At 34.6% G+C, this 12,182-nt stretch carries 9 protein-coding genes, 1 rRNA gene and 1 other RNA gene; all 11 read right to left on the bottom strand.

The window, feature by feature from the left end:
• Positions 1–202 (bottom strand): 16S ribosomal RNA (locus tag N9R04_RS10510); the annotation flags it as partial.
• Positions 203–1,174: 972 nt separating this feature from the next.
• Complete coding sequence (recR, locus tag N9R04_RS10505) at positions 1,175–1,771, bottom strand: recombination mediator RecR (RefSeq protein WP_262856723.1); 597 nt, start codon at positions 1,769–1,771, stop codon at positions 1,175–1,177.
• 4 nt (positions 1,772–1,775) lie between these two features.
• The gene (locus N9R04_RS10500) at positions 1,776–2,093 is read right to left on the bottom strand and encodes a YbaB/EbfC family nucleoid-associated protein (RefSeq protein WP_262856722.1); all 318 of its coding nucleotides are present in this window, start codon (positions 2,091–2,093) and stop codon (positions 1,776–1,778) included.
• A gap of 223 nt (positions 2,094–2,316) precedes the next feature.
• Positions 2,317–4,050, bottom strand: coding sequence for a DNA polymerase III subunit gamma/tau (dnaX, locus tag N9R04_RS10495; RefSeq protein WP_262856721.1), 1,734 nt, complete (start codon positions 4,048–4,050; stop codon positions 2,317–2,319).
• A 54-nt stretch (positions 4,051–4,104) separates the two neighbouring features.
• A complete protein-coding gene (locus tag N9R04_RS10490) occupies positions 4,105–4,635 on the bottom strand; it encodes a GNAT family N-acetyltransferase (protein ID WP_262856720.1) in 531 nt (176 codons plus the stop codon).
• Between the two features lie 235 nt (positions 4,636–4,870).
• Positions 4,871–5,139, bottom strand: an RNA gene (ffs, locus tag N9R04_RS10485) — signal recognition particle sRNA large type.
• 1,143 nt (positions 5,140–6,282) lie between these two features.
• Positions 6,283–7,011, bottom strand: coding sequence for an ABC transporter permease (locus N9R04_RS11515; protein WP_373316353.1), 729 nt, complete (start codon positions 7,009–7,011; stop codon positions 6,283–6,285).
• Positions 7,004–7,915: an ABC transporter ATP-binding protein gene (locus tag N9R04_RS10480; protein WP_262856719.1), complete on the bottom strand. Its 912-nt coding sequence runs from the start codon at positions 7,913–7,915 to the stop codon at positions 7,004–7,006. Before N9R04_RS10480 ends, N9R04_RS11515 begins: the two co-directional genes overlap by 8 nt.
• 11 nt (positions 7,916–7,926) lie before the next feature.
• Positions 7,927–8,433, bottom strand: coding sequence for a lanthionine synthetase LanC family protein (locus tag N9R04_RS10475; protein WP_262856718.1), 507 nt, complete (start codon positions 8,431–8,433; stop codon positions 7,927–7,929).
• A 134-nt stretch (positions 8,434–8,567) separates the two neighbouring features.
• Positions 8,568–8,891, bottom strand: coding sequence for a hypothetical protein (locus tag N9R04_RS10470; protein WP_262856717.1), 324 nt, complete (start codon positions 8,889–8,891; stop codon positions 8,568–8,570).
• 907 nt (positions 8,892–9,798) lie between these two features.
• Complete coding sequence (lip, locus tag N9R04_RS10465; RefSeq protein ID WP_262856716.1) at positions 9,799–12,177, bottom strand: YSIRK-targeted triacylglycerol lipase; 2,379 nt, start codon at positions 12,175–12,177, stop codon at positions 9,799–9,801.
• Between the last annotated feature and the right edge of the window lie 5 nt (positions 12,178–12,182).

Here is a 12,182-nt window from a genome sequence, read left to right as displayed (position 1 = left end):
AGGACCATGCGGTCCCACATGTTATCCGGCATTAGCCCCGGTTTCCCGGAGTTATTCCAGTCTTATAGGTAGGTTACCCACGTGCTACTCACCCGTCCGCCGCTAACGTCGGGGGAGCAAGCTCCCCATCTGTTCGCTCGACTTGCATGTATTAGGCACGCCGCCAGCGTTCATCCTGAGCCAGGATCAAACTCTCCATAAAAAAAGCGTTTGATTAGCTCGTAAATTGATTGTGTTATTACTAACACGTTGTATTTGTTGGAATTAACGTTGACATATTGTCATTTAGTTTTCAATGTTCATTTCTTTCACCGACAAGAGTTAATTATACTCTTATATAACTTTGAAGTCAATAGTAATTTTAAATTAGTTTGCGGTATCGTCTTAACAGAGGTAACATTAACTTCGTCCGACAAGTAAATACTATACATACATTTAAGTGCTTAGACAACAGTAAAATTTACACCCCAATAGCTTTAAACAAGTAGCTCCGACTAAAAAACCAAACGATAAAACAAGTGTATTTCGTCTCGTTCGTCAATAATATTAATTCTACCTTAATATCTCCTCGACAAACCACTTGCTCACTCCAATTTCCAAACTTTAATTTTTCTTAAATCCTTTAAAATCTTTTTACTCTGTAAATAAACTCACTCTATTCTCTACCGTAAAGGTAAAGAGGTCCGTACAAACGCATTTAAGATTTGAGCACGGGGCCCCAACACAAAGAAACTGGTTCATCAGTTTCCACCAGCAATGCGAGTTGGGGTAGGGCCCCAACACAAAGAAACTGGGACTCCAGTTTCCACAAGCACAGCAAGTTGGGGCGGGCCCCAACACAGAGAAACTGGAACATAAACCCCAGCCTCTTCAACATCTCGGCAGTAGATGACTGATTTGAAAATGCGCTTGTATCAAGCTTTTTTCAATTCTAGTCATCCTTGCCGGGGCGGGAGTACGAAATCTTTTTATTCAAATTAGATTTCTGACCCGCTCCCGAATCATGAGAAGTTTCTGTCGAGAATCCTGCTTGTGGGACGACGTTAATCGGTAGTCCAGAATACAGAAACTTTTTGACTCAATCTCGCCTTCTCTCATTACTTACATCATAAAGCTAAACCTCTTTAAAAAAAGCGACGCCAAGCACTAACTTGCGTCACTTCCACTTTAAATATTACATTTCTGTTCTACCCGAAATAGCCTTCGATAAAGTAACTTCATCTGCATATTCTAGATCGCCACCCACCGAAAGTCCTTGAGCGAGTCGAGTTACCTTTATTCCTAAAGGTTTCACTAATCGAGAGATATACATGGAGGTAGATTCGCCTTCTAAGTTTGGATTCATAGCTAAGATAATTTCCTTAACCCCTTCATCCTTAAGGCGTTCCACTAGCCCAGGGATGTTAATGTCTTCAGGACCTATACCATCCATCGGCGAAATTGAACCGTGCAAGACGTGATACAAGCCATCGTACTCTCTCATTTTCTCCATAGCTATAACATCTTTATCATCTTCAACCACGCATATGATAGAGCGATCGCGATGTTTATCCTTACAAATGTAGCAAGGATCCTCTTCTGTGATATGACCACACTCACTGCAATAGGTTAACTCACGTTTCACGTCAACTAGAGCTTTAGCAAACTGAACGACATCATCTTCTTTCATATCTAATACATGAAAGGCCAGACGTTGAGCCGTCTTAGGTCCAATGCCTGGCAATTTCATGAAACTATCAATGAGTTTCGAAATCGGTTCTGGATAATGCATGATATCACATTCCTGGAATGTTTAAACCTTTAGTATGTTTACCTAAACGTTCTTGAGTTAATTCATCGGCTTTATTCATAGCTTCATTAGTAGCTGCAAGAACGAGGTCTTGTAACATTTCAATATCATCTGGATCAACTGCTTCTTCCTTGATCTGAACGTCTATAACTTCCTTATGACCAGATACAGTCACTGTGACCATGCCACCACCAGCTGTACCCTCAACGCGTTCTTCTTTTAGTTTTTCTTGTTCTTGTCCCATTTTCTTTTGCATTTTCTGCATTTGTTTCATCATTTGTTGCATATTTCCGCCACCGCGCATAGCATATATCCTCCTTAATTATTTGTCTTCTATAATTATGCTTTTGTTTCATTATACATGCCTAAATAATGCTTGTCATGTTTCGGTTTTCTCCAAGCACTTGTCATTTTCAGCGCTTTTAAGAAAATGAAGTTCGGCAATCTACAGCAATACCATCATCCCACATATGAGATGGCTCAGATTGATAGCACCATTAACTCAGACTACTATCATTCCTCAGCAATTACTCTTCATCTTCAATAACACGCACCGTATCTTCACCGAATAGATCCTTCGCTTTTTGAGCTACATCGACTTCAGTTTGGTCTGCATCAGGCGTAATCTCTTCTTCCTCACTCACAACTGCAGCCTCTTTGCCTGAACCGTTTTTACGGTTCCGAATGTAATCTGAACGAACTTGCATCCACTGATTCGAAGGCACGCCAACTACGCGCACTTTCTTCTCAATAATATTGCATACCACATCTTCAATACTCGACCGTTTCTCCTCGTCATTATTAACAATTTCACAATGAATTACTTCGTCGAATTGAACCAAGACTTGTTGTTCACTGGCTGCTACTGGTGTAGAATTTTGAAGCAAGCTAACGAGCGCTTTCTGATTATTATTACGAGCATGACTGATGACTTTTTGCCAGTTGTCTTTTAATAATTTGATGTCTTCTTTATTCGCGTTATCTAACACTTTATAAATATTTTGTGTAGAGAAAGGTTTGTTTGAACCGCTTCTTTTACTAGATCTTGAACGTTGAGGTTGTGCAGGCTTGACGTCGTTCGTTACACCTTGTGATTTAAGTGTTTGAAGCTCGTTCTCAAGTTGTTCCATACGCTGCAGAAGCACTTCATTATTGGGTTCCGTCGCCACACTCGTTGTGGCCACATTTTGCACCGCTTGTGGCTGATCTTTAATCATTTCAGCTATTTTCACTAGTAAGACTTCAAAGTGAACATTTTGATTCACACTAAAACGAATCGATACCAGCGTATCGTTAATAACGTCAATCATTTTATACAATGTATCTAAGTCAAAATCAACTAACGCTTCATGTGCAAATTGGGTTTCTGAAGTCTTCGTCATAATGGTATCACGCACGAAATAAATCATATCATTAATGAGACGATTCACTTCTTTACCCTCAGCAACAAAGTGATGATATGTCTCAAAAGCAGCTCGGACGTCACTATTTGCCACGTGTTCAAAGAGCTGGTTGATCGCTGCTTCGTCTACGCTCCCCGTAACATCTAAAGCGTCTTGCAAGGTTAAGTGTTCGTCTCCAAACGCAATCGCTTGATCCATGATACTTAACGCGTCACGCATACCACCTTCAGAAGCTTTGGCTATAAAGTCTAAAGCATTGTCCTCATAATCAATATCTTGAGAGTCGGCCACATAACGTAAGCGATCAACGATTTGATCGTGACTTATCGCTTTGAAATCGAAACGTTGGGCTCGCGAAATAATAGTAGGAGGTATCTTATGAGGTTCTGTTGTCGCAAGAATAAAGACTGCATGCGCTGGTGGTTCCTCCAATGTCTTTAACAAAGCATTGAACGCACCTGTGGTTAACATGTGAACCTCATCGATGATATACACTTTGTACTTGGACTCACTCGGTGCATATTTGACCTTGTCGCGAATATTACGGATTTCATCGACGCCATTATTACTCGCCGCATCGATTTCAATAACGTCTGAATTAGTGCCACGCGTAATCCCTTTACAAATCGCACATTCATTACATGGTTCGCCATCTGTACTATTCTCGCAATTAATGGCTTTAGCAAACACTTTTGCAATACTCGTCTTTCCTGTTCCTCTTGGTCCACTAAATATGTAGGCATGAGATTGTTTACCTTTAGAAATAGCATTTCGCAGCGTTTTGGTCACATGACTTTGTCCTACCACGTCATCGAAACTCTGCGGTCTAAACATTCTGTAAAGCGCTTGATAATCCATTTGGCACCTCCACTCATATTTAAATCTACCTTTCTATTTTACTGCTTTACTATTTTAATTAAAAGAGACCGGAAATACGACTTCTCCCTTTGGATAGATTTCTAGATGTTCCCATAAGAACTTCACCATAAAGTCTTGCGGAGCTATCTTAAAAGGCACCGTAATGCCGTGATTTGCTGCTGTTTCGTAACCTAGTGAGTTATAATAATTTGGATCTCCTAATACGACTATAGTGGTGTAATCTAGCGTCTTCGCTCGCTCCTCAACAGCTTGTACTAACGCCTTTCCTATACCTTGATGTTGATATTCAGGTATTACAGATAGCGGTGCAAGCAAAAGTGCGATATAACTGTCATCCTCATTGTCAATCTTAACTTCTGATAGCATCACATGGCCGATAATAGAACCTTTATGGTCTTTAGCAACCACCTCTAACTCATAATGATATTCTGGAAGACGCCTCAGTTGAGCAACCAGTTTGTGCTCTTCGTGGTTGCCATATTCTACGCTTTCAAATGAACGCTCAATCGTTTCTAAACTCTCTTCATAATCGTTTTCAGTAATAGTACTCAAATATATTTGCATGAAGCCCTCCAATGATCTGGCATAAAATCTCTCCATCTAATACAGAAAGGGTGAATAGTAGGTTAATTACACCGTCCGCAACTACTTCTCACATCATCACCTTTGTGCAATACGTTTGCCTTTATTCTATAATAAAAAAAGAGTGACTGCTATCATTTCCAAAAGCAGCTCACTCTTAACATATCATCTATTCTCATATTTCACTTATATATCAGCATTGGTAAAAATATAAAAACCGTGCACCTTCGTGTCGAGTGTAACTCATAAACGTTACCAAAGTCGTTAGCTAAATCTCGGCTACCCTACGGCACATACGAGGATCCACTTAATGCTGCTTCCGTCAGGACCTGACATGATTCATGGGTTCGTATTGCATAGGACCGAAATCTTCAAACACTACGTATTTTGGGCAGACTTTACAAAGATACACCCTCGACGAAGGGATTAAGTCTTGCGTAAGCGGATTTCAAGTACAGGGAACCGCTACCTCCCCACCTAGCACGGCAAATTTTATCTTACTATATTTTGCTAACTAAATGCAAGCTTAACGTAAAGTTAATTTTCACCAAAAAAAGTTATAAACCGAAACGGATTAGTTACTTATTTATATACTTCTGAAAGTATTGATGTATAGTTTTTGCAGATTATTATTCAAAGTCAAAGGAACTAAGAATAGAGTACAAATACAGAAAATAAATTAATAACAGCCTTCTTAAAGATGTATAATTAACTAAATTAGGCCTCGCGAAATATATTTTTAAGGAAAGGCGAAAATAAACATTTAAATAGCAATTCTATCTATAAAACAATTAGAGAACTTTATAAAAATAAAGCAGGTAGACCTCTCTTTCGCTGTCTATCTGCTTTGCGCAATTTAAAAAGTAAAATTTATGCCATATAACACCAGAACTTACGTATTAATTAAATAGTAAATTATAAAGAACCATTAGCTATATTGTTTTTAAATTTTAAAAATCCTAGATATAAACACACACAAGTATAAACTATCGAGCCTATAAATAAGAATATATTGTTATAACCATTGTATAATGAAAAAATTAGGTAAGAGTAAAAATACATATAACTTAAATATGTGCCCATAACACCCACGAAAAAATTACCAATAATAAGCATAAAACTAATTAGAGCAGGAGATAAAAAGCTGTTAAATATAGTATTCAAAAAGTAAAGAAAGCTTATAATAGGTAAACTCATAATAAGTGATACTATATAAACATAAATATAACTTAAAGTTAGAAAAGACGTATCATATGTAATCATCCCATAGTAAAACGTCAGGAGTAAATAACCGATCGTTATCATTAAAAACCCTAACAATACAAAGAAAATGAAATTTGTAATATAATATTTTTTCAAACTACTAAAATATATTACTGTGTTTTGAAAAGCCTTATTCTTTCTTTCTATTCGAAAAAGAAGACCAATAGTTAACGTCATGGCAAAAGTAAATCCTATTTGAAAGAAAAGTTGCAAACTAGAAACACGGAAAATTTCAAAATTCATTTGTTTACCCAAATAAGAAAGAACAGTAAAAAATGTTACAAATAAAATAGGAGTCAAAAATACAATAGCCTTTATCGATGTTCTCTTAGTTTTAATGCATTGATTTTTTAAATACCACATAATTTAAAAGTCCTTTCTTTTTGTATATAAGCATGTCAGCGCGTTTATAAATAAAAAAACCAATAAACTATATATTGAATATATTATAAAACCAACATCGAACATAGTTATTCTATTTGTATTCAGAATATTCTTTGAATTTATTAAATGTTCGGGTATTTTAAAGGGTATCCAATAAGATTGAACAAGAATATAAAGGATCGATATGACGAGACTAACTCCAATAATATATACTCTATTAGGTATTGCTAATCCTAGGAAAAATTGTATAGATTGCATAGCTAAACTACCAATTAAAAAACTAACTAAAATATAAAGGTAGGATATTAAATTTGGCAAATGACCTACAATAAGCATGCTGAAGATCATATGGACTATCGCGAAAACAATTATTATAACAATGGATAGTATAAGGGCAACTATATACTTGTTAAATACTACTCTGACTTTATTTTGATCACTAACTAATAACACTGACCACATATTATTCTCATACTCTGTAGAGAGAATATACGATGTTAGCACACCAAAAAGTAAGTAAAACACTGGTGTAAACCAAGATATACAATAAATTAAATATATATTTACCGTAGGTGTTGTATTTGAAAATTTTATGTTATAAAAAAAGAGTCCAGTTGCTATAATTTCAGCAATAATTACAGAAAGTATTATTAACGTAAAAACGGACGACTTCGGCAATTTGTAATATTCAGCTTTAAATAACTTAAACATTTTTCTTAGGCTCTTTCTTTTCTGTAAGTTTTAAAAATATATCTTCTAAAGAAGTTTTTTCGTGTGTGATTTCAAAGACATCCATATTATTTGTTACTAAAATTTTATTTATTTTTGGTATTTCTGACAACTGAGTATTAACGTTAAGCTTGTCTCCTCGAATATTAGTATTATAATCTTTTAAAATATTTTTAGCAGTAGTATTATCACTAGTATTAAAGAAAACATTATGTTGTGCGTATTTATTTAATAAACTTTTTAATTCTCCTTGATAAAGGAGGGTTCCTTTATTGATAAGACATACGTAATTACACATATTTTCAATTTCAAATAGGTTATGACTAGAAACAACTATACTAATTCTTTTTCTTTGCGATAGCATTATTAATAATTCTCTCATCTTTTTTATTCCATTAGGATCTAACCCATTGGTTGGTTCATCTAAAATTAATAGTTTAGGATCATTCATCAAAGCTATAGCAATTCCTAATCGTTGTTTCATACCTAAAGAATAATCTTTTACTTTTTTATTCGCTGCCTCAGTTAACTCTACTATTGAAAGAACTTCTTGAATTTTAGTGTCATCACAATTATGTACTAATTGCATTATTTTTAAGTTTTCGAATCCGCTTAAATGCTCGTAAAATGATGGGGAATCTACTAATGCTCCCACATTGCTCAATATCTCGCTTTTATGTGTTTTTAATGACTTATTAAATAATTTAATATCACCTGAAGTTTTTTCAGCAAGACCTAATAGCATCCTAATTGTTGTAGTTTTCCCAGAACCGTTAGGCCCTAGAAACCCACTAATTTCCCCATTTGGAATTGTTAAATTCAAATTATCAACTGCTTTAAACCCCTTAAATTCTTTTGTTAAGTTTTTCGTTTGAATTACGCACATGTAGTAACCTCCTATATTTTTATATCAGAAAGTAATAATATGTCTGGGGTTTTTTCGTTATATAACCTTAACAGGTGATATTCAATACCAACATCACCAGTCATTAGCCCATGCATTCTATTATAAGTTCCTGCTTGCATTTTCCACCAATCTCCATGAAATTCAACTTCATTGTTTAATTTCTTATTAATACTAGTTAATTTTAAGTTGGGTTTTAAGTTTTTTATTTGAATTAACATATCATTAATACCTATATAACCATGACATAGACACGGTTCTATATTGTAATCAAAATTTTCCAATGTACTAAATATCTTACTGAAAAAAAGAGGTTCATTTATACCACTTAACTTTTGTTTTATTGACGCATATACATAATATATACTCAACAAACCCTTACACCACCCAAAATCTTCAGGTCGGAGCTTTTCCCATTCGCTATACAAGTTGTTTAACGTTTCTGTTTCAAAATTCAAAATTTTTCTGATTGTAAAAGTGTACTGGGTAGAAATATACAATTGGCTACAATAATAATAAGCTCCCTGAAAAGGCCTGAATATAAATCAATCCTATATAAAGAATAATATATTTTCTTACAGTATATTTTTATCTAGATTTTCAACTAGTTAATGCTCGTAGCTCATCCTCCTATTTATTTAGACTTACTTAATTTAATTGTTAAACCAGCAAGAGTTATTGTTACAACAGCATAAATAATTGCAGAGACTAAAATAACTGTTGTATTAGGATTAGATAAATTAATAGGCAATGGAGCCAAACTCATATATATATTTTGATCTGTATGTGCTAAAGCTAAAATCATTTTTATCGTACTCCAAGCTGTAATAAGTGTAACTATTCCTAAAATTATTGCAAAAACCTTTTTCATTATATTATTCATCTCCAATATATTTTCAATTTTTCCATTCTTTATATCTTCACATTTACATACTAAAACAACATCTCTTTCACACATTAATATAGTGGTAATCATTATTTAGATTGTAAAAATTATGTGATGTTTTAATCTTCATAGCTTTTATTTTTTTAGAGATTTATCTATTCCAACTTCATCTTAATATTCTGAAACACTTGCAGTTTCATCTAAAATTATACTTTGGAATTTTTATTAAAGACCACGCGCTAGTTAAACTCTGTTTCTGATCGCCAGATATATTTGTTCCAATTTAGATAGAGGTTTATTAACTTCTTATAGTATAGCCATTGTAATAATTAAATTATTCTCATAATCGTAATAAAGAAAAAATCATTGATAATGAATTTATTTCTTATTCTGTTTGACTCATACATGTCAGCAAAGGCCTTTTCTCTTTTTAATAGTTAGTAGTTTTATTCACAATTCTTAAACACTGAAACTGGTTCAACTGCTAAATCTACTCTACTAGTTACCTCAGAACTAACTATAGTTAGTAAAGATACAATACTTCCTATTTCTTATCAGATACATTATCGATTGCTACAAAGCTAATAATTCTATAATTTTACATGTTTATCACTCCTAAATTTTTATCATACTGTATTTCTATTCAGGTAAAATTAATAATTGTAAAGTTACTAACTATATTCATACTATCGTACTTTTACATAAAAGCAACCTTTTTTATATTTTATAAAATTTTGCAACTTGTTTTTTTAAAATTCCGATACTGAGTTAACTATTTTGTATCTTTCATACATAAGAGAGAAAGCTAAGGGGAATTTCCACCAAAAAAAGCAAGGTTCATTTTAAGCCTTTACACTAACTTAAAATGACCTTGCTTCTTAAAGCATCGTACTAAGTCTAATTAACGGAATAATTCCTTAAGTATTCTAAAGAAAGAACTAATGAGTTGGATTACTGTTCCTGACATATTTTTCACCCCTTATTCTTCTGTACGCACTAAGTCTTCAGCTATTTGATGATAGAAATCAAGTAATTCTGAAGAAGTGCGGTTAGTATCTGCATAGTCTTGTCCAACAAAGTCAGCATGATCCCAACCATGTTTGATAGGTGTAACTTGCCATACACCTTTTTTATTCTTCTTAGTCGCTTTTTCATGAGCTTGATTAAATGGATGTAAAGCTGAAATTGTAGAAACGAGACCGTCATTTAATCTCCATTCTTCTTCTTTAGCTTTACCAATCACGTTACCTGTAATCGTCATAGGAATAAACATATTTAAATCTGACTTGTAACGTCCAGTTAAAGATTTGTGAGTAGCTTCTCCTGTATACGTTTTATAATAGATATTTGGGTTCACAGAAGTGTGTTGATTTAAACGGTCTGCACCTTCACGAGATAAATCATATAGCGCGTTATCTTTAGACTTCCATAATTGATCATTCTTTTTCACGCGTTTTAAATATTGAACTAAGCTTTCATTTTTCTTCTGTTTAAGCCCCCACTGACCTAAACCAAGATCTACGCTTGAGTCTTTATTACCTTGGAATTTAGCGTAGTCGTAAGCTATTTGACGTACGAGCGCTTCATTACCGAGCAAATCAGAAGCATGCGTCCCGTTATGCGGTGTAGCAATAGTAGTTATTGAAGAAACCATATTATCATTCTTACCTGTATAAAGCGGAGATATCTCGCCTCCGTGTTTCTTTTGATAATCAATTTCTTCTTGGCTTCCATTTCTTAATAGCTCTTCTAATTGGCGAACAGTTTGGCCACCCATACTATGTCCAACGAGATGCACTTTCTTACCTGGTTTCCAATCTTTGTATACACCTTCATAAGTTTTACCGTAACGAGCATGACCAGTGCGCGCCGCATGTGCAGCTCCATAATCTACTGTGCCACCTTTAAGGTAGTAATAAAGTTCAACAGCTCGATCATAGTTACTACCGAAAGCACTTATACTTGCTTCAAAAGTTTTGTAACCATTCTGTTCTAAATCTTGAGTGATATTTGCTTTATCTCCACCCCAATAGTGAGTGAGTACCTCTGGTTTGATATCATCTGTAAAACCATTGAAGCCAGAAACTAACACGATCGGTTCTTTGTTTTTGTAATGTTGCTGATCGGCTTTTTTATTTAGTTGTTTCTCTACTTTACTTGCATCACGAGCTTGTTCTTCTTTGTTCGTTGTCGTAGCTTCACTGTTGTTCTTAAGTGTTTTTAAACCTTTTTGTTTATCGCGGTCTTCATCTTTATCATCTGATGTTTTAGCTTTTCTCAAATCCTTAGAGTTTACAACCGAGAACTCTGGATCCACATCAGAAGGTTGACTGTTACTTTCTTTTTTAGCTTCAACATTATTATTCTCTGATTTGTTATCTACTTCACGAGTAGGCACTTCATCTGAAGCATCCTGTGTTAGAGTATTGTCCTTTTGTGCCTCATCTCTAGAAGAATCTTCTCCTGTCTTGTTCTCACGGGACGCTTTATTATTCTTACTTTGAGTTTGATTTTTGTCATATGGACTGCGGTTAAACTCGGGATCAATATATGGGTCGTCGCCTTTAGAATTATTATCAGACTTTGCATCTTGACCTTCTGTAGATTGTTTATCGTTTGAATTAACATCTTGATCTTTTGTAGATGGTTTATCATTTGTATTCACTTCAGAAGATCCATCGTTGCCTTCATCTCCTGATGTTCTATCTGACGAAGTTTGAACATGTTCTTTCTGATCAACATCATTGTTAACTGGTGTATTATTATTTTCATGATTATGTGCTAAAGATTCAGTATCATTAGTCGTTTGTTGTTCGGAAGTTGATGGTTTATCTTTACCATCTTCATCTGCGCTTGATGAAATTTCTTTATTTTCATTATCATTAGTGGAAGGTGAGTCTGAAGTGTTACGGTTTTGCTGAGTTGATTTAGAAGTGTCATTTGAGGAAGAAGTATTCTCTTGTGAGTCATTTGCTTCTGAATTTTGAGTATTTTGATTCTCTCTTTCAGTCGCATTATTAGAAGGCTTAGACTGACTTGAGTCATCAGTATCTTGACTCATTTCTTCATTAGTAGGCGTATGTAAGCTATTAGATTGAGGTTGTTTAGAATCCTCACTACCTTGCTCATTATCATTAGGTTCGGTAGATTGAGATGTTTCTGATTGAGTTGCCTCATCAGAAGCATGTTGTTGTTCCCCGTTTGATTGTGAAGTCTCCCCTGCTGAATGATTCCCTTGTGATTGATCTTCTTGAGCAGCGTACGCTGAACCTCCAAAGAATAAGAGTGAAGCAACGACAACTGAAGAAGCGCCAACAGCTAATTTGCGTATGCTAAACTTTTCTTTCCTTTGCTTCATATTCA

This window comes from Staphylococcus marylandisciuri (genome assembly GCF_025519785.1).
Taxonomy (GTDB): domain Bacteria; phylum Bacillota; class Bacilli; order Staphylococcales; family Staphylococcaceae; genus Staphylococcus; species Staphylococcus marylandisciuri.
This window is presented reverse-complemented; position numbering and strand designations above follow the sequence as displayed.

Bases quoted from the DNA above. Each gene is read 5' to 3' on its own strand.
- dnaX (WP_262856721.1), bottom strand. From the start codon at position 4,050: ATGGATTATCAAGCGCTTTACAGAATGTTTAGACCGCAGAGTTTCGAT.
- N9R04_RS10500 (WP_262856722.1), bottom strand. From the start codon at position 2,093: ATGCGCGGTGGCGGAAATATGCAACAAATGATGAAACAAATGCAGAAA.
- N9R04_RS10490 (WP_262856720.1), bottom strand. From the start codon at position 4,635: ATGCAAATATATTTGAGTACTATTACTGAAAACGATTATGAAGAGAGT.
- lip (WP_262856716.1), bottom strand. From the start codon at position 12,177: ATGAAGCAAAGGAAAGAAAAGTTTAGCATACGCAAATTAGCTGTTGGC.
- N9R04_RS10480 (WP_262856719.1), bottom strand. From the start codon at position 7,915: ATGTGCGTAATTCAAACGAAAAACTTAACAAAAGAATTTAAGGGGTTT.
- N9R04_RS10470 (WP_262856717.1), bottom strand. From the start codon at position 8,891: ATGTGTGAAAGAGATGTTGTTTTAGTATGTAAATGTGAAGATATAAAG.
- N9R04_RS11515 (WP_373316353.1), bottom strand. From the start codon at position 7,011: ATGTTTAAGTTATTTAAAGCTGAATATTACAAATTGCCGAAGTCGTCC.
- recR (WP_262856723.1), bottom strand. From the start codon at position 1,771: ATGCATTATCCAGAACCGATTTCGAAACTCATTGATAGTTTCATGAAA.